This is a genomic window from Rhodococcus sp. M8 (assembly GCF_015654185.1).
Taxonomy (GTDB): domain Bacteria; phylum Actinomycetota; class Actinomycetes; order Mycobacteriales; family Mycobacteriaceae; genus Rhodococcus; species Rhodococcus aetherivorans.
On the sequence record NZ_CP064065.1, the window covers coordinates 5,768,638 to 5,787,050 of the forward strand.

The window sequence follows — 18,413 nt, forward strand, 5'->3', positions numbered from 1 at the left end:
TGAGCCTCAGTCGGCCGATGCGAGCAGGTGGCACCAGGATCCGGTGAGTTCGTCGAGACAGATCTCGCGGGGGGTCCGCCAGCCGACCGAGAAGTAGCGGCGCGAGAGGTACTCGAGCTGGCCGAACGCGAGCACGCAGCGGATCCGGCGACGGTCCGGCGGGAATCGGTTCGCCAGGTTCAGCCCCTCGGTCATCTGGCCGACCGCGTCCTCGAACCACTGCTCGGTCCTGGCCGCGACGTCCGGCTCATGGGCGGCCTGGTAGGACGCGGTGAGGTAGGGCTTGATCTCGTCCCACTGCGAGAACTTGCGGTCCAGCCACTCCTGGATCCGGTCGCGCGAGCCGGAGGCGACCACTGCGGTCAGCGTGGGGTCGTCGGCCGTCGTGAGGATCGCGTCGACCTTCGTCAGCAGTGCGCTCATCACCTCGGCCTTGGACGCGAAGTGCAGGTAGAAGGTGGTCCGGGTCGAGCCGGCGGCGGTGGCGATGTCGTCGATCGTGGTCGCGGCGTAGCCCTTGGTTCCGAACAGCTCGAGTGCCTTCGTGAGGAAGAGCTCGTAGGTCATCTGCTTCTGTGCGGCACGGAGCGACATGGGCTCGGATTCTAGCTGCAGTACAGCCACTGACTTGTCAGCACAGTCACATGTCGATATGCATCTTTACTTGACATGATGTAATGCGAACGCTTACTGTGATACGCACCACGTCGTGCCGACGCGACGCTGACGAAAGGAAGTGCCGATGACTGGCGCCCACACTGCCGAGGGCAACACCGTCCATACCGTCCTCGGCCCCGTTCCCGCCGACGAGTTGGGGGTTGTCTCGGTTCACGAGGCGCTGTTGTCGGTGGTTCCGGGCGCGGAGCACGCATTCGACATCACCTTGGACCGCGCCGAGATCTTCGAGACCCTGGCCGCGAAACTGACCGATTTCCGTGAACACGGCGGACGGACGATCGTCGACAGCACCGGCATGTTCCACGGTCGCGACGTGAAGCTGTACGAGGCACTCTCCCGCACGACAGGCGTGCACATCGTCGCGTCCACCGGCATGGGCCCGGAGAACCTGCTCGGCGGCTACTTCCTCACGCCGCAGACCGACCCGCCCACCCCGTGGCCCGCGGAGAAGTTCGCCGACCTGTTCACCAGGGAGATCACCGAGGGCATGGTGGTTCCCCGCGTCGAGCGCCGCGGCGCCGCAGGCCTGGTGACCACCGCCGCGGATCCCGACGGTATGACCGCCACCGAGGAGAGCCTGTTCCGCGGCGCGGCCCGCACCGCCCTCGCTACGGGAGTCGCGGCCTCGATCCGCTACGGGAACGACGCCGTCCACGACCTCGGGATCGTCCTGGCCGAGAAGCTGCCGGCGGACCGCGTCGTCGTCGGCGGTCTCGACCGCAAGGACGCGATCGCCGCCGGCGCACCGTTCGAGATCGCTCGCCGCGGAGCCTTCGTCGCCCTCGACCACGTGGGCACGGCCGACGACATCCACGTCACCGACGAGGAGCGCGCCGCCGTGATCCGCGAATTGATCGAGGCCGGGCACGGAAGCCGAATCCTGCTCTCGTGCAACGCGACCGGCGTGTCGAAGGGCGAACCCGGCGGAGACACGGGCGAACCCGCCGGAGACACGGGCCGGCCCGGCCGGGACCTGCCGTTCAGCTACGTGCTCTCGACGTTCGTGCCCCTGCTCGCCGCGCAGGGTCTCGGCGACGAGGACATCCAGCGCATCCTCACCGGCAACCCGCGCGACCTGCTGGCCGTGCGCTGACGCCCCACCCGAAACCGCCGAAGAGATTTTCCCGAAGGGGAGTTGTTGTGTCGAGAGTGAACACCGTTCTGGGTCCGATCGCGACCGAGGAACTGGGCATCGTCGCCATCCACGAACACATCGGATACGGCATGCCCGGCTCCGAACTGGACACCCGATGGTGGAAGACCCCCGAGGAGCGCTACGAGGAGACCGTCCCGAAGCTGCGCAGGTTCCACGAATACGGGGGCGGCACCTTCGTCGACGTCACCGGCATCTGCAACGGCCGTGACATCGACTACTACAAGTCGCTGTCCGCCAAGACCGGCGTGAACATCATCGCCTGCACCGGATTCGTCGGCGGCGACACCGCCCTGCCGTTCTTCGAACGGGCGAGCGTGGACTACCTGACCCGGCAGTTCGTGCACGAGATCACCGTCGGCATCGGCGACACCGGCAGCCGCGCCGGCGTCATCAAGGTCGGGGTGAGCCGCGGTGGCCGGATGACGGAGCTGGACAAGCGCATCTACCGTGCTGCCGCTCGCGCCGCGCTGAGCACCGGCGTGCCGATCCTGACCCACCTGGCGATCGACGCCGAGAACGCCATCACCATCTTCAACGAGGAGGGCCTCCCGCTGGACCGCGTGCTGTTCGGGCACGCCGACGACGGCGTGAACGCCGAGAAGACGCGCGACACCTGGATCGCCGAACAGGGTGGCCGCGTCGGCTTCGACACCTTCGGATACGAGACCGAACTCGAGGACCCGCCGTTCTGGGCCCGGCCGCGCAAGGAACGCCTGGACCACTTCCTCCGGTTCCTCGGGGAGGGCCACCTCGACCAGGCACTCGCCGGCGTCGATGCCAACTGCAGCCCGCTCGGGTGGCCGGGTGTCAAGGGCCACACCGTGAACTACCTCTTCGAGGACCTCATTCCGGACCTGCGCGAGGCCGGTCTGGACGAGGCCACGATCACCACGCTGTTCGTCGAGAACCCGGCCGACTTCCTCACGATCCAGTCCTGATCGCCCCAGGACAACCCAGCGCATCCACTCCCAGGGCGCTCCCGTACGCCCGACCCAGAGAGAAGAGACCCATGCAGCCTTCAGACCTGAAGAACCTCCGCGTCGCCATCGTCGGCGCAGGATACGCCGGCGCGGCGGCGGCCAAGGCACTGAGCCTGCTCGGCGCCGATGTCGACGTGTACGAGCAGGCCACCGAGGTCCGGGAGGTCGGCGCCGGCATCGGTCTGCGCCCGTCCAGCATGGACCGCTTCCGCGAATGGGGGATCTTCGACGCGATCGCGAACGTGAGCTCGCCGAGTGACTACTTCGAGATCCTCACCGCCACCGGTGATCCGATCATGAAGGACACCTGGCCGGCCTCCGCCGACCAGACGAAGACCTACCTGATCCACCGCGGTGATTTCATCGACGCTCTCCTGGGCGTGCTCCCCGACGGCATGGTGCACCTCGGTCACAAGCTGCAGACCGTCGAGGACCGGGGCGACCGTTCCGTCCTCACCTTCACGAACGGCACGACCGTCGAGGCCGACCTGGTCGTCGGCGCCGACGGCATCAAGTCGGTGGTGCGCCGGGAGCTGTTCAGCGACAAGGACCCACGGTTCTCCGGCGAGCACGCCTACCGCGCAGTGATCTCCGTCGACGACGCCCACGGGATGGTCACCGACGACAATCTCCGGATGTACATCGGCAAGGGAACGAAGGTCTACCTGCTGCCGCTGCGCCACCGGGGCCAGGTGTCCTTCGACATCACTGCCCTGTGCCCGGACAGCACCTGGGCGCCGCAGATCACCAAGGACGATCTCCTGAGGACCGTCGAAGGCTTCGACGAACGCATCGTGAACATCACACGCGACCTCGACATGGACACCGTGAACATCCGCGCGGTCTACGACATCGACCCGGTCGATACGTGGCACTCGGACTCGGTCGTCCTCGTGGGCGACGCGGCCCACTCGATGCTGCACCACCAGGGCCAGGGCGCGAACTCGGCAATCCTGGACGCCGGCGGTCTCGCCGACGCCCTGCGGGAGGCGGACTCCGTCAGGGAGGCGCTCGCGTCGTACCAGGCAACCCGCAAGCCGGTGACGGACGAGCTGCAGCGCATCTCCCGTCAGGGATGGACCGAGGACGAGGTCAACGACGTCTTCCCCGGGCAGAAGCCGTCGTCCCAGGCGTCCGTCTCCCAGCCGCAGGTCTGACGCCATGGCACTGCATCCTCAGATCGCACAGGTCCTGGCGAACCTGCCGGCCCCGCCCGAGGGCCCGCTCGACCCCGCGGCCATGCGTGCAGCGGAGGAGTCGCAGGTTGCTCCCGTCGAGGAGCGCCTGCCCCTCCATGCCGTCGAGGACACGACCGCGCAGACCGCGTCGGGGGACGTGCCGGTCCGGATCTACACCCCGGTCGACGCCGACTCGTACGGACTGCTGGTGTACTTCCACGGCGGCGCGTTCTTCCTCGGAAGCCTCGACACGCACGACCACGTCGCGCGGAACCTGGCCGAGGAGACCGGGCTGAAGGTCGTCTCCGTCGGCTACCGCCGGGCACCCGAGGCGGCGTTCCCGGCCGGCCTCCAGGACTGCCTCGGGGTGGTCCGGTGGGCCGCCGAGAGCGGCGAGGCCCTGAAGTGGAACGGTGAGACCCTTGCGCTGGCCGGTGACAGTTCGGGCGGCACCTTCGTCGCCGCCGTCGCCGCGATGGCCCGCGACGAGGGATTCGACCGCATCACGCATCAGGTCCTGTACTACCCGTCGCTGGACCTGGACTTCGACGTCGACCGCTACGCCTCCCTGCGGGAGAACGCCGAAGGGTACGGCGTGGAGACGGCCGGACTGAAGGGCTTCAACTTCTTCTACGTCGACAGCGGTGCCGACCCGGCCGACCCGCTCGTCTCCCCGATCAAGCGCGAGGATCTCACCGGGCTGCCCCCGGCGCTGATCGTCACCGCCGAGTTCGACCCCATGCGCGACGAGGGCGAGCTCTACGGCCGGCGTCTGACCGAGGCCGGAGTGGACGCGACGGTGCGGCGCTTCGCGGGCGCCAATCACGGTTTCGTCCAGAACTTCTCGTGGATCCCGGAGTTCCACCGGGCGTTCGAGGAGACGGCGGAGTTCCTTCGGCAGGCCCGACCCGGCCGGGGGGAGTGACGTGGTGCAGGACGTGACGATTCATCCGCTCGTCTCGCCGTGGGGTCGATTCGGTCTCTACAGCTTCTTCATCGACGCCCCGGAGCCGGCGATCGTCGACACCGGGATCGCCTCGTCGCCCGCCGAGGGCATGGCTCCTGCGCTCGAGGCCCTCGGGCGCAGGATCGAGGACGTGCGCTGGATCCTGTTGACCCACGGCCACATCGACCACATCGGTGGGGCGCACGCCCTGTGGGAACTCACCGGCAGACGGGCCCGGGTCGTGATCCATGAGGCCGACGCGCACCTGTTGCGCTCGCGGCGGGCCCACGTCGACGAGTACCTGTCGGTGCGTGGGCAGTACCTGCACGATCCTGAGGGCGCTGCGAAGCAGACCGTCACCGCGGAGGCCGTCATCTCCGGGGAGATGGAGCCGACGATGCTGGTGCGGGGCGGCGAAAGGCTGTCCCTCGGCGGCGACGTCACCGTCTCGGTGCATTCCATCCCCGGGCACACCGCAGGATCGGTCGCGTACGTCGTCGAGGGGCAGAACTCCGTGTTCGTCGGCGACGCCGTGCAGGTCCACGGGGCGGCCAACGGCTTCCCCGGCTACGAGGATCCGGACGCGTACCGGTCGAGCCTGCAGTACCTGCGGGACGAGATCCGCCCGAATCACCTGTACCTGGGGCATCCGTACCGTCGGGCGGACGGTGTCGCGTACGGCGTCGAACTCGATCGGGACCAGGCTGCCGAGGCACTCCGGGAGAGTGTGGACATCGAGGGCGGCGTCCGCGGCGCGGCCCATCGGTGCCTGTGCGCCGGTCTGCAGGAGACGGACTCGGCGTACTCGCCGTTCGCACCGGTGGCGGAGGACCTCGGCTACGAGGGGGATCCGACGCTCGAACCGTCCCCGTTCTTCACGTCGCTGCACGGCTACCGCACACAGTTCACCCAGAAGTCTTGACAGAGGATAGGAGTCGCAGACTCATGGCCGATTTCGAAGAATTCGACGCGGGTGGGCGGACCATCCACATCCACAAGGATCTCCGGGTCCCGATGCGGGACGGGATCGAGCTGGCGGCAGACGCCTACCAGGGTGTCGACGACAAGCCTCGACCGGCGCTGGTCGCGCTGAGCCCCTACGGCAAGGAGCTGCAGGCGCTCGCCCTCACGACGCCGCCGCAGCGTCGCCCCAGCCCGATGTGGGACGGCTGCATCGAAGCCGGGGACATCGCCCGCGTCGTCGCGGAGGGCTACGTCCACGTGATCGGCGACCTGCGCGGCTCCGGCGCCTCCGAGGGCGAACACATCGGCAACTACAACGCCGGCGGCGTGCCGCTGGGGCAGGACGCCTACGACTTCATCGAGTGGGTCGCCGAGCAGCCGTGGTGCGACGGCAACGTCGGCATGATCGGCATCTCCTATTTCGGGTCGATGCAGGTGCTCGCCGCCGCGGAGCGTCCGCCGCATCTGAAGGCGATCTTCGTCAGCGGCGGCCACTACGACTTCTACGAGACCACCTACCACGGCGGCATCATGTGGTTCATGCCGCGGGCCGCCCGCGAGGGCCGCGGCGGCGACTCCGGCTGGGCCTTCACCGACAACGTCAAGTCCCGCATGCTCGAGACGTACTCCCCGGAGGAGATCAGGGAGCGCGTCGCCGAGCGCCTCGAGGATCCGGATGTGGCCGCCTGGCCGAACCTGGTCCACGTGCTGAACTACCCGAAGCACCACGAGGCCTGGTTCGACATCGTGATGAACGAGCTGGACGGCGAGTGGTACGAGGAGCGCAACCCCATCACTCTGGCCCCGAACATCGACATCCCGGTCTATCTGCAGATCGACCAGGGTCGCGGCTGGACGATGGACGGCACGATCGAACTCTTCGACGCGCTGAAGGGTCCGAAGAAGCTGGACATCGGCCCGTACCCGCCCATGCAGTCGCGCCCCTTCATCGAGGAGCACGACAAGATGTTCCGCTGGTACGACTACTGGATCAAGGGCATCGACAACGGGATCATGGACGAGCCCGCGGTGAGCGTCTTCGTCGAGGGCTCGCGTGAGCGGGTGACCGGCAGCCAGTGGCCGCCGAAGGACATCGAATACACGTCCCTCTACCTGCGCCCGCGCGGCAAGCTCTCCACCGAGCCGGAGCCGATGGGTGCGCAGTACGCCGCCCCGGACGGCTTCTATCAGGCCCCGCTGACCGTCACCGACAAGGTCGAGATCCTGAGGTGGGAGACCCCGGTGTTCGAGGAGTCCACGGAGATGATCGGCACCGGTGCCGCGCACATCTTCGCGGAAATCGACCAGCCGGACTCGAACTTCATCCTGCGCCTGTGGGACTACGCCCCGGGCGGCAAGCGCCAGCTGATCACCACCGGCTACCTGAAGGCCTCGCACCGCGAGCTGGACGAGCGCACCACCGAGGGCAACCCGTACCACCCGCACACCCGCGCTGTGCCGGTCGAGCCCGGGAAGATCGAGGAGTACGTGCTGCGCCTCTACCCGTTCGCGAACACCTTCCAGCCGGGTCACAAGCTGACCGTGGAGCTGTCCAACGGGGAGCCGCTGGCCGACGAGCACAACGCGCTGCTCCCGCCGGATGCGTTCCACCTGCCGGTGGGCCGCCCGGTCACCCACAAGATCTACCGGGACGCCGCCCACCGGTCCCGGCTCGTGCTGCCGTTCACGACGCGCAGGGCGGGGGAGAAGGAGTAGCGACAGCGGTTTCGGACGCCACGTCCTTCCGCCACGGTGCGTTACGCTCGGGCATCGTCCCGTCGGCGGAAGGGCAGTGATGCGTGCGGTGCTCGGCGTTGCGATCGATGCCGGTGAGGTCTGTGCGGTGCTCGTGGATGCCGACGTTCCGGCGCTCGGACCGTTCGACACGCAGCGGTGGGCCGCCGGCGAACGCGCGGACGCGGAGGCGGTGCGCCGGGCGCTCGCGGTGATGACCGAGCGGGCCGCGCGGGCCGGGGTGCCGTTTGCCCGCGCCGGACTGGTGGCGTCCGAGGCGGTCGTGCCGGACTCCGCGGTGCCGGTGCAGGCCGTGGGGGTCGACGAGGCCCGGCTGGCCTTCCTCGCCGCGGCCCCGGAACTCGAAGGTGTACGGGTGGTGGCACTGATCGGCCGCGACGATGCGGCCACGACCGCGTCGGTCGCCGACATCCGTTCGGGGGCGGTCCTCGCGTCGGTCGCCGTGGCGGAGGATGACTTCGGTGGGATCGCCCCGGCCTTGCCGGAGGCCGCGGACGAGGCCGTGGCGCGGGCCGGGGTGGCGCCGGAGGCGCTGGCCTTCCTGGACCTGCGACCCGGCGACGCCGCGGTCGCCCGGGAGTTGTCCGCGGTGCTCGGCGTGCCGTTCGTGACCCCGCACGGCGTGCCGTGGCACCGGGCCACCGGAGCCGCGCTCGTGGCCGCACACACCGATCGGCCGCCGGCCCCGGCACCTTCCCCGGGCCGCCGGGTGGCGGTGCTGGTGTCGGCCCTCGTCGCGCTGGCCGTGCTGCTCGGCGGCGGGCTGGCCGTCGCCATCGGTGGGGCCGGACCGTCCGAGCCGCCGCGCCCGGCCGACGCCGTCCGGTCCGTGCCCGCACCGCAGACCAGCCTCTCGCCGGAGACCGGGACGCCGTCCGCGGTTCCGTGCCCGGGGCGCGACACTCCGGCCGCGCAGGCGCCCGAGGCCCGTCCCGCGGGCTGGTCGGTGCGGGCGTCCGACCCCGACCTCGGCCCCCACCCCGGCCCGACGCCGCCGACGACGACCGTCACCGCACCCCCGTGCGAATGACGTTCCCCCGGAATATCGTTCGATTCAGGCGCGGCGTGCGAGCCGGGCGCCGGCCGCACGCATGGCGTCGAGATCGGTGGCGACCATGATCTCCGCGAATCGGTCGCGGTAGTCACCGAGGTCGTCGCCGACGGATCCCACCACCGCCACCACCGGTACCGTGTGGACCCGGGCGAGGATCGCCGAGACGATCTTTCCGGCACGGGACTGTCCGTCGAGGCGGCCCTCGCCGACGACGACGAGGTCGGCGCCGGCGAGGGCCGCGTCGAAACCGACGGCGTCGAGCACGAATTCGGCTCCCGAGCGCAGGTCCGCGCCGAACTGCGCCCACATGCCGCCGGCGAAACCGCCGGCCGCGCCGGTGCCGTCGACCTCACGCGGATCACGCGGAAGCGTCACGGCCGCGTCCTCGAGGCGCCGCGTGAGCCGCTCCACGGCCGTCTCGTCGGCGCCCTTCTGCGGGCCGAACACCACGGCGGCGTCGGCGTAGCGGGTGGTCACGTCCGTCAGCACCGTGACGGTGGCGGTGCCCAGGCCGCCGGCCTCCACGATGGCGGTGATCGCGCCGAGCCCGCCGTCGGTCGTGGCCGACCCGCCGGCCGCGACGACGATGTGCGTGGCGCCGCGCCGCATTGCCTCGACCATCGCCAGCCCGGTGCCGTAGGTGTCCGCCGTCATCGGATCACGGAAGCCCTTGTGCGGTGTGGTGATTCCGCTGAAGGTGGCGAGTTCGACGACAGCGGTGCCGTCCTCGCCGAGTCCGAACGATCCCGAGCACGGTGCGCGCCAGGGGTTCACGGATTCCATCTCGATCGGCTCGAGGCCGAGCGGGCCGGTGAGCACGTCGAGGGTGCCGTCGCCGCCGTCGGCCACCGGCATCCGGATCGCCTCGAGCCCGGCGGATTCCGCGCCGGCCGCCACCTCCTCGGCGACCTCCGCGGCCCGGTACGTGCCCTTGAAACTGTCCGGAGCGATCAGCACCCTCACCGGTTCACCACCCATTCGAACGCCGCGGCCTCGGATCGGGCCCCCTGCGCAGCGCGGGAGCGGTTCGGCTCGCCCAGCTCGGCGACGACGGACTCCCCGAGCCGGACCAGGTCGGCGAACACGGCCGGGGTCAGCCAGGGGGGCCGGGTGGCGAAGAGCAGGTCCTCGCTCGCGGTGTTGCCGCTCGCGCCGGGGGCGAACGGGCAGCCGCCGAGACCGCCGAGCGAACCGTCCACCACCGCGGCGCCCGCCCCGATCGCCGCGAGGCTGTTGGCGACGCCCAGACCCCAGGTGTCGTGGCCGTGGAAGACGATGCGGCGGGCGGGGGAGTCGTCGCGCACCCGGGACACCAGCGCCGCGACCTGCGCAGGCACGGCCTGGCCGAGGGTGTCCGCCAGGACGATGTCGGCGGCGCCGTCGGCGCGGGGGTCGCACGCGATCTCGAGCACCCGGTCGGGGTCGACAGGCCCGTCGAACGGGCAGGTGAACGCCGTGGCCAGGCAGAGCTGGATGCTGCCGCCGGCAGCGCGGGCGTGCTCCACCGCGGCGGGCATCGCGGCGAGGCTCGCGTCGGTGTCCCGGCCGATGTTGGCACGGTTGTGTGCATCCGACACCGACAGGCAGTACTGGAAGTGCCGGGCGCCGGCGGCGGCCGCTTTCTCCACGTGCCGCGGCGTGGCCACCCAGATGTAGCAGCGGTCGAGTTCCTCGGGCGTGAGCATCCCGATCAGTTCGACGGTGCCGGCCATCGGGGGCACCAGATCGGGCCGGGCCATCGAGCCGATCTCGAGCTGCGGCACGCCGGCGGCCAGCAGGGCACGGACGATCTGTGCCCGGCGCTCGACGGGCAGCACCTTGCCGGTCAGTTGCAGCCCGTCGCGCAGGGTCACGTCGCGCAGTTGCGGTGCCCCGGCCCTCACGACACCACCGCTCACGACACCACCTCCAGGAGCTCGTCGATCTCGGCCTCGGTCCGGCCGAGCAGGCCGCCGAGGATCTCGCGGGTGTGTTCGCCCAGGTCCGGCCCGACGTTGCGGATCGGCAGCGACCGGCCGCCGAGCACGGGCACGATGCCCGGGAACCCGACCTGTTTCGGCTCGTCCTCGCCGACGTCGACGGCGAAGTGCTGGATCATGTTCCGGGCCCGGTACTGCTCGTCGTCGACGATGTCGGCCGCCGTGTAGATCGGCCCGCACGGCACCCCCGCGGCCTCGAGGATCCCGAGCACCTCGTCGCGCGGCCGGCGCCGCGTCCAGTCGGCGATCGCGGCGTCGAGTTCCTCCCGCCGGTCCCACCGCCCGTGGTTGGTGGTCAGGCCGGGATCGTCGGCGAGGTCGGGCCGCTCGATGGTGCGCATGTAGCGCTGGAAGATGGCGTCCGCGTTGCCGGCGATGATCACGGAGGTGCCGTCCGAGCAGGGGTAGGCGTTCGAGGGGGCGATGCCCTCCATGCGGCCGCCGACCCGTTCGCGCCGGACGCCGTAGGCGAGGTAGTCGGGAATCAGCGATTCCATCATCGACAGCATCGACTCGTTCAGGGCGACGTCGACGACCCGGTTCACCATCGGCAGCGACCCGATCAGCTGCCGCTGCAGCAGCGCCGTGACCGAGCCGAAGGCCGCGTACAGCCCGGCGATGGAGTCGCCGATCGACACCCCGACCCGCACCGGCGGCCGGTCCGGGTCCCCGACGAGTTCGCGGAACCCGCCGACGGCCTCGGCGACGGCCGCGAATCCGGGGCGATCCGCGAGGGGCCCCGTCTGGCCGAACGCGGAGATCCGGGTGATCACCAGGTCGGGCTTGATCTCCGACAGCACCTCGGGGCCCATGCCCCATTTCTCCAGGGTGCCCGGCCGGAAGTTCTCGAGCAGCACGTCGCAGTGGCGCACCAGATCGAGGATCACGGCCCGGCCCGCGTCGGTACGCAGGTCCACCACGATGGACTTCTTGTTGCGGTTCACCGTGCGGTACAGCATCGACGTGTCCCCGGCGTACAGGCGCCAGTTGCGCAGTTCGTCGCCGGTGCGGGGACGTTCGACCTTGATGACCTCGGCGCCGAAGTCGGCGAGCAGCCGGCCCGCGGTGGGTGCGGCGATGTAGTTGCCGAGTTCGAGGACGCGGATGCCCTCGAGAGGGCGCAGGATCTCCTCCGAGTTCATGCGCAACAGTGTGCCCTGTGCCGCTGCGCGGCGTGTGCCCTGTGCCGCTGCGCGGCGTGTGCCCTGTGCCGCTGCGCGGCGTGTGCCCTGTGCCGCTGCGCGGCGTGTGCCCTGTGCCGCTGCGCGGCGTGTGCCCTGTGCCGCTGCGCGGCGTGTGCCCCGCACCTCCGGCGAGCGGACACGCCGCGCCCCTCCCGCGATCGTGTGACCCAGCGCACTATTCTTCGTAGTCGGGCGGGGGGCCTCGGGAAGGTGCTTGGGTCATGGTGGTCGCGAAAGTCGTTCTGTGGTGTGCGCTGCTGGCGGGTCTGGTCGGCGCCGGGATCGCCGTCAACGCGCTGCACGTGCACGGTGCCGTCGGCTCACTGATCGTGGCGTCGGTCGCGGGCCTGGTGCTGCTGCGGCTTCGGCCCGCGGCCCAGCTCGAGGTCGAGCCGGATCGCATCACGCCCTGACCGGCCGCACCCCTGGGCTTGCGAGGCCAGGCCGAAGCCGCGAACTCCCGTGGACGGGCCGGCTTTGCAACTCTTGAGCTTGCCATTGCAGGCATAGCCCTGGACAACTGCGCGTAGCGACGGCACACTCGACGCAAAGCATGCCGTCGCAAGCACAGGGAGGAGGCGCCGTGGCCACGCCCCGCCGCCGCGCCCGCACGGGACGCGGCAGTCTCGGCGACCACTTCGTCGACCGGCGGCACCGGCTCGGCCTCACCCAGTCCGAGCTGGCCGACCTCGCCGGGGTGTCGCGCTCGAGCGTCCAGTCGCTCGAGTCCGGGCGCGCCACCGTGCAACTCGACCTCGTCGTGGCGATCGCCGACGCGCTGGGCTGCGACCTGACCCTCACCACGCGCGGCGACCGGGCCGGGTGAGCGCGGTGGTCGAACGCCTGGTCGCCGTCGACAGCGCCGACGTGTACAAGGGCGACCGCTTGGCCGGGCACCTCACCCGGGACGGCCACGATGTCGTGTTCCGGTACGCGCAGGACTACCTCGACGATCCGGCCGCTCCCGCCCTCGCGTGGACGGTGCCGAAGACCGGGGAGGAGGTCCGCGCCGGCGGCGGCAGCGTGCCCCCGTTCTTCGCCGGCCTGCTGCCGGAGGGCATCCGGCTCCGCGGCGCCGTCGCCGCCACCAAGACCTCCGAAGACGACCATCTCACCATCCTCATGGCGGTCGGCGCGGACACCATCGGCGATGTGCGGGTGCTCCCCGCCGGCGCTCGGCCCCCGACGTCGACGCTCCTGCTCGACCCGGATGCCGTCCGGCGCGAGGACCTGCACGAGCTGTTCGACCGGATCTCCGGCCACGAGTCCGTCGTCCTCGACCCGACCTCCCTGCCGGGAGTGCAGGCGAAGGTGTCCGCCCAGATGTACTCCGCCCCCGTCGCGACGGTGCAGGGCCCCGCCATCCTCAAACTCGCACCGCCCCGCGGCTACCCCCGCCTGGTCGAGAACGAGCACTTCTTCATGGGTCTCGCGACCGCCTGCGGCCTCGCCGTCGCCGGGCATCAGCTCGTCTACGACCGCAGGGGCAACGCGGGACTGCTCGTCGCCCGCTTCGACCGATGGATCGGTCCCGGCCACACCGTCCACCGCACCGCGCAGGAGGACGCCTGCCAGGTCCTCGGTGTCTACCCGGCGGCCAAGTACCGGCTGAAGACCGAACGCGTCGTCGAGGCGCTGGCCGCCGCGTGCGAGCGCGGCGGCGGATCGGCCCGCGTCGCCACCCTCGAACTGCTGCGGCTCGTGGCCTACTCGTACGCCGTCGGCAACGGCGACCTGCACGGGAAGAACTTCTCCATCCACCTGACCGAGGCCGGGCTGTGGGCCGTCACCCCGGCGTACGACCTCCTGTGCACCCAGCCCTACCTCGGTTGGCGCGACCCGATGGCCCTCGACCTGTACGGCAAGGCCAACAAGCTCACCCGCCGCCACTTCGTCGAGTCCGGTGGCCGGCTCGGCGTGCCCGAACGCGCCGTCGTCCGGATGCTCGACGGGATCCGGCGCGGGATCGCCGGCGGCCTCGACCGCGTCGCCGAGATCGGGTTCGACGACCGGGACACGGCCCGCCTGCGGGACATGCTGGTCCGGCGCGCCGACGAACTCGGCTGATCCGGTCGTCGTACGACGGCCGGACCGCCGGCCGGTAGAGTCCCCGACGGGCGTTCCGCACGAGACCGCGGTCGCCTGTCGCGCATCGAAGAGGAGCACCGGGTCGTGTCGCTGTGGTCGACTGCACTGTCCCCCGGGATGCTCAGCGAGTACGTCTGGCTCGACCTGATGCCGTGGCTCGACCGGTACGGCTCGGCCCGCAACGCGCAACTGGCCGCCCTCGTCCCCGACGAACGCTGGTGGGAACGCCGGTCCCCGGCGGAGACCGCCGCCTCCGCCGACGTCGTGGCGATCTGTGGGGAACTGGCCCGCATCTACGTCACCGAGCACCCCGATCTCGCGTTCTCCACGGGAATCGCCGACACCGTCGACGTCCCCGTCGCGGCGCTCGGGCTCGGCACCCGCGCCGCCGCCACCGTCGCGCGGCTGCCCCGCGCGGCGACCACCGCCGGCCTGCTCGGCTACACGCCCGCCGCCCTGTTCTCCGTGCGCGGTGCGGGCCCGGAGACCGTGCACCAGATCGTGCAGGCCGTCCTCGTCCTCGCGATCCTGCGGGACCCGGCGTCGCTGCGGGTGGCGACCGACGCCCCCACGCTCCCGCCGGCGCTGTCGCTGCTGATCGACGACCTCGTCGCGCTCGCGCGGTGGCGCGGGCTGCGCGCCGACCCCGACCGGCCGTTGGTGCGGGTCGAGCTCGAGGACGGCACCCCCGAGGAGATCCAGCAGGTCGCCGCGCGCATCGCCGCCCTGACCGCGCGTGACCTGCCCGTGCCGGCGCCCCACCGCGCGCTCGACGAACTCGCCGCGTACGTCGCCGGGCTGTCCGCGCCCGAGCGCGACGCGATCCGCCGCCGCGTCCTCGGCGACGAGCCGCCCGACCCGGACGCCCCGTCGACCTTCGCGTTCGGTACCGCCGTCGGCGACCTGCTCGCGGCGCTGCGCGTGGACGTGCGCCCCGTCGCCGCCCTCGACCGGATGCTGGGGTTGCGGCCGGAGCTGGCCCAGCCCGTCCCGGGGCTCGACGTGCCGCTGTGGCGGGCTCTCGCCCGCCTCGACGACCGCTTCGAGGTGGTCGACGGGTGGGTCGCCGTGCCCGGCCTGGCCGAGGCCGAGCGCCGCACCCACGCGCTGCTCGCCGAGTTCGAATCCCCGAACGGGGTCGTCGAACCCGCGGCCGTCGCTGTCGTGTGGGACCTGCCCGCCGCGGAGTTCGCCGCGTGGCTGCGCCGGTGCGGTGTACCGATGTTCGAGGGCCGCGCTCTGACCCGGCGGTCCGCGTTCGCCGATCATGCCGCGGCGGTTCTCGAGGTGATCGGGGATCCGCTGCCGGCCGCGGAGCTCGTCGACCGCATGGGCACCCCCGCGGGTCCCGCCGCCGTGATCGACGCGATCGGCGCAGACGAACGGTTCACGCTCTCCGAGGACGGCAGGTGGTCACTCAGCGAATGGGAGACCGACGAGGCGGGCGCGGTGCGCGGCCGCATCGCCCGGATCGTCGACGCCGACGGCGGATCCGCCGACCTGGACCGCGTCGTCGACCGTCTGGTCGAGCGTTTCGGGGTGTCGCCGACCAGCGCCCGCATCTTCGCCGGCAGCGGTGACTTCGAGATCGTCGACGGCCGGGTGCGCCGGCGCCGCCGCACCCACGTGAGCATCAAGCCGCCGCACCGCACCCGCCGCCTCTACCGCCTCGGCGACGTGTGGCGGCTGCGGGTCACCGCCACGCGTGACCACCTGCGCGGTGCCGACTTCCCGGTGCCGTCCGCGGTCGCGGGGGTCATCGGCTGCGCGCCGGGCCGCGAGGTCTCCCTGTCGTCCCGGCTGGGCACCCAGGTCGTGCGCTGGACCGGCGCGTCCCCCCATCTCGGCAGCGTGCGACGGTTTCTCGAGGACCTCGGGGTGGACGAGGGCAACGAGATGTTCCTCGAGTTCCATCCCGGCGGCCGGTTCGACGTGCTGCCGCTGCGCACCGTCGCCGACAACGCCGAACCGCTGCGCAAGGCGCTCGCCCTCATCGGCCACTCGGCCCCGGAGATCGTGCCGGACGAGGGCGTCGCGCCGGCCTTCGCCGCCGCCGTCGGCCTGGGCGACGAGACCCGGCCGCGCCGGGTGCTCAGCGCCTACCGGGCCCGGCACGAGGCCGAGGTGACCGCATTGCTCGAGCAGGCATGGGTGCGCGTGCCAAGCTGAGCGCATGCCGATCCGCAGACCCGAGCATCCGCTGTTGGCGAACGACGCCGAACGCGTCGTCTGGGACGCGCTCGTCCGGCAGCTCGGCGACGGTGATCTCGTCGCCGCGGGCCTGCGCGTCACCGACCATCTCAAGGACCACGAGATCGACTTCGTCCTAGCCCTCGAGGGCCACGGCATCGCGTGCCTCGAGGTCAAGGGCGGCCAGGTGTGGCACGACGGCTTCCAGTGGGTGCAGGCCCGGCAGGGCAAGGACCGGTCGATCGATCCGGTCCGGCAGGTGATGCAGTCCTGCTACGCGCTGCGCCGCTACGTCGAGGCCGACCCCCGCTGGACGCAGGGCCGGCTGCGCTGGGACCACTTCGTCGTCCTGCCCAACACCGAGGTCCGCGCCGACTTCGCCCTGCCCGAGTGCCCCCGCTGGAAGGTGATCGACCGCAACGACCTCGGCGGCATCGCCGAACGGCTGCGCGCGGTGCTCGACAAGCAGGAACTCGACCGGCCGGCCCTCGTCGCCGACGGCGTCGACCAGTTCGCCGAGGTGCTCGCGGGCCGTGGCCTGCCACAGCGCGACGTGGTTTCGCGTGCCGTCGCCAACGAGGACGCCGCGGACCGGCTCACCGAGCAGCAGGCCGTCATCCTCGACGCGACCCGCCTGCTGACCCGGGTCGAGGTGCGCGGCGGCGCCGGCACCGGCAAGACGTTCCTCGCCCTCGAGCAGGCCCGGCGCCTCGCCGAGCAGCACCAGCAGGTCGCGTTGATCTGCTATTCGCACGGCCTCGCGTCGTACCTGCAGCGGATCACCGCGACGTGGAACCGGAAGAAGCGGCCCGCATACGTCGGCGAGTTCCACGCCCTCGGCCGGCTGTGGGGGGCCGCCGAGGGTCCCGACGAGGCCCTGCGCACCGCCGACACCGTGCGCTTCTGGGAACACGACCTGCCCGCCCAGATGACCGAGCTGGCCCGGTCGCTGCCGGAGGGACAGCGCTTCGACGCGGTCGTCGTCGACGAGGCGCAGGACTTCGCCGACGCCTGGTGGGATCCGATCATGGCCGCCCTGCGCGACGAGGAGACCAGCGGCATCTACGTGTTCACCGACGAGGCGCAGCGGGTGTTCGACCGGGAGGGCCGGCCCCCGGTGCCGCTGGTTCCGCTGGTGCTCGACCACAACCTGCGCAACACCCGGCAGATCGCGGGGACCTTCGGCCCGCTCGTCGGGCAGCGGATGCGGCTGCTCGGCGGCGACGGCCCCGACGTGCAGTTCGTCGCGTGCCGCGGCGACGAGGCGCTCGCCGTGGCCGACGACCGGATCGACGCCCTGCTCGAGGAGGGCTGGCGGCCCGGCGACGTCGCGCTGCTCGCGACGGGCAGCCGGCACCCGGAGCAGGTGGCGCGCCAGTCCGAGGGCAACTCGGCGTACTGGGACAGCTTCTGGGACACCGAACAGGTCTTCTACGGGCATGTCCTCGGCTTCAAGGGACTCGAGCGCCGGGCGGTGGTGCTCGCGGTGAACGAGACGCAGCCCCAGGAGCGCTCGCGCGAGCGCCTGTACGTGGGGTTGTCCCGGGCCCGCGACCAGCTGGTGGTGTGCGGGGACCCGGACTTCGTCCGGCAGGTCGGCGGTCCGGAGCTGGCGGCACGGCTGGGGATCGGCCGATGAGCCTGCTGCGGGACTGGACGGTGTCGGCGACGGCGGGGGAGTTCGTCGGATTCCTCGTTCCCGCCGTCGTCGGGGCCGTGCTGTTCGACAGTGCCGCGGCGTTGCCGGCGCTGATGGTGGCCGGTGTCGTCGAGGGATCGGTGCTGGGCTGGTCGCAGGCGCGGGTGCTGCGGCACCGGCTGCCGGCGATGTCGGTCCGGCGCTGGGTGCTGGGCACGGGTGTCGCCGCCGCGTGCGCCTACCTGCTGGGGATGTCGCCCTCGACCTTCTACGAGACGTGGTCCGCGTGGCCGGTGGCGATCCCGATCGCGCTCGGTGTCCTCTTCGGCGTGGCGTTGCTGGGTTCGATCGGGGTCGCGCAGTGGCTCGAGCTGCGTCGGCACCTCCCGCGCGCCGGGCGCTGGATCGTGTGGACGGCCGGTGCGTGGCTGGCCGGTCTCACGCTGCTCCTCGTGGTGTGCACGCCGCTGTGGCAGCCCGGCCAGCCGCTGTGGCTCACCGTGGCGATCGGGGCGCTCGGCGGCCTGCTGATGGCGTTCGTGACCGCCCTGGTCACCGGCTTCGGCATCCGTCACCTGCTCGGCACGGAGCATCCTGCTGCGCCCGTCGTGCGCGCGTAGCAC

General features: G+C 71.4%; 17 protein-coding genes. 13 read left to right on the forward strand and 4 right to left on the reverse strand.

Translation table 11 applies throughout. The annotated features are described in order from the left end of the window. Positions 1 to 6: 6 nt before the first annotated feature. Complete coding sequence (locus ISO16_RS26360) at positions 7 to 594, reverse strand: TetR/AcrR family transcriptional regulator (RefSeq protein WP_006938629.1); 588 nt, start codon at positions 592 to 594, stop codon at positions 7 to 9. Positions 595 to 742: 148 nt separating this feature from the next. Between ISO16_RS26360 and ISO16_RS26365 the strand changes: the two genes are divergently transcribed. From ISO16_RS26365 to ISO16_RS26395, 7 genes are all read left to right on the forward strand, one after another. Next, the gene (locus tag ISO16_RS26365) at positions 743 to 1,771 is read left to right on the forward strand and encodes an aryldialkylphosphatase (protein WP_072634774.1); all 1,029 of its coding nucleotides are present in this window, start codon (positions 743 to 745) and stop codon (positions 1,769 to 1,771) included. 47 nt (positions 1,772 to 1,818) lie between these two features. Next, complete coding sequence (locus ISO16_RS26370) at positions 1,819 to 2,772, forward strand: phosphotriesterase family protein (protein ID WP_072634775.1); 954 nt, start codon at positions 1,819 to 1,821, stop codon at positions 2,770 to 2,772. 71 nt (positions 2,773 to 2,843) lie between these two features. Continuing rightward, entirely contained in the window at positions 2,844 to 3,971 is a 1,128-nt protein-coding gene (locus tag ISO16_RS26375) for an FAD-dependent monooxygenase (RefSeq protein WP_006938622.1), read from the forward strand. Between the two features lie 4 nt (positions 3,972 to 3,975). Then, positions 3,976 to 4,917, forward strand: a complete 942-nt coding sequence (locus ISO16_RS26380; protein WP_072634776.1) for an alpha/beta hydrolase — start codon at positions 3,976 to 3,978, stop codon at positions 4,915 to 4,917. Position 4,918: 1 nt separating this feature from the next. After that, a complete protein-coding gene (locus ISO16_RS26385) occupies positions 4,919 to 5,860 on the forward strand; it encodes an MBL fold metallo-hydrolase (RefSeq protein WP_072634777.1) in 942 nt (313 codons plus the stop codon). Positions 5,861 to 5,883: 23 nt separating this feature from the next. Beyond that, a complete protein-coding gene (locus ISO16_RS26390; RefSeq protein WP_072634778.1) occupies positions 5,884 to 7,617 on the forward strand; it encodes a CocE/NonD family hydrolase in 1,734 nt (577 codons plus the stop codon). Between the two features lie 79 nt (positions 7,618 to 7,696). Continuing rightward, entirely contained in the window at positions 7,697 to 8,686 is a 990-nt protein-coding gene (locus ISO16_RS26395) for a hypothetical protein (RefSeq protein ID WP_072634779.1), read from the forward strand. A gap of 24 nt (positions 8,687 to 8,710) precedes the next feature. On the opposite strand, the gene ISO16_RS26400 is transcribed toward ISO16_RS26395, so the two are convergent. From ISO16_RS26400 to ISO16_RS26410, 3 genes are read right to left on the reverse strand one after another with little or no spacing between them, the layout of a single operon-like run. Further along, positions 8,711 to 9,688 carry a glycerate kinase gene (locus ISO16_RS26400; protein ID WP_072634780.1) on the reverse strand — a complete coding sequence of 326 codons (978 nt, stop codon included), beginning with the start codon at positions 9,686 to 9,688 and terminating at the stop codon, positions 8,711 to 8,713. Continuing rightward, positions 9,670 to 10,608, reverse strand: a complete 939-nt coding sequence (locus tag ISO16_RS26405) for a hydroxymethylglutaryl-CoA lyase (protein WP_139310990.1) — start codon at positions 10,606 to 10,608, stop codon at positions 9,670 to 9,672. Before ISO16_RS26405 ends, ISO16_RS26400 begins: the two co-directional genes overlap by 19 nt. Continuing rightward, positions 10,605 to 11,831 carry a CaiB/BaiF CoA transferase family protein gene (locus tag ISO16_RS26410; RefSeq protein ID WP_006943021.1) on the reverse strand — a complete coding sequence of 409 codons (1,227 nt, stop codon included), beginning with the start codon at positions 11,829 to 11,831 and terminating at the stop codon, positions 10,605 to 10,607. Before ISO16_RS26410 ends, ISO16_RS26405 begins: the two co-directional genes overlap by 4 nt. Before the next feature lie 263 nt (positions 11,832 to 12,094). On the opposite strand from ISO16_RS26410, the gene ISO16_RS26415 reads away from it, so the two are divergent. The 6 genes from ISO16_RS26415 (at position 12,095) to ISO16_RS26440 (ending at position 18,410) form a co-directional block, all read left to right on the forward strand. Then, on the forward strand, positions 12,095 to 12,286 hold the full coding sequence (locus tag ISO16_RS26415; protein ID WP_072634781.1) for a hypothetical protein: 192 nt from the start codon (positions 12,095 to 12,097) through the stop codon (positions 12,284 to 12,286). 170 nt (positions 12,287 to 12,456) lie between these two features. Then, positions 12,457 to 12,699, forward strand: coding sequence for a helix-turn-helix transcriptional regulator (locus ISO16_RS26420; protein ID WP_072634782.1), 243 nt, complete (start codon positions 12,457 to 12,459; stop codon positions 12,697 to 12,699). A 5-nt stretch (positions 12,700 to 12,704) separates the two neighbouring features. Beyond that, entirely contained in the window at positions 12,705 to 13,940 is a 1,236-nt protein-coding gene (locus ISO16_RS26425) for a type II toxin-antitoxin system HipA family toxin (RefSeq protein WP_029542565.1), read from the forward strand. A gap of 105 nt (positions 13,941 to 14,045) precedes the next feature. Continuing rightward, positions 14,046 to 16,130 (forward strand): hypothetical protein, encoded by a 2,085-nt coding sequence (locus tag ISO16_RS26430; RefSeq protein ID WP_050034901.1) that lies wholly within the window; start codon positions 14,046 to 14,048, stop codon positions 16,128 to 16,130. 4 nt (positions 16,131 to 16,134) lie between these two features. Continuing rightward, on the forward strand, positions 16,135 to 17,790 hold the full coding sequence (locus tag ISO16_RS26435) for a nuclease-related domain-containing DEAD/DEAH box helicase (RefSeq protein WP_072634783.1): 1,656 nt from the start codon (positions 16,135 to 16,137) through the stop codon (positions 17,788 to 17,790). Continuing rightward, positions 17,787 to 18,410, forward strand: coding sequence for a hypothetical protein (locus tag ISO16_RS26440; RefSeq protein ID WP_072634784.1), 624 nt, complete (start codon positions 17,787 to 17,789; stop codon positions 18,408 to 18,410). Before ISO16_RS26435 ends, ISO16_RS26440 begins: the two co-directional genes overlap by 4 nt. Positions 18,411 to 18,413 lie beyond the last annotated feature (3 nt).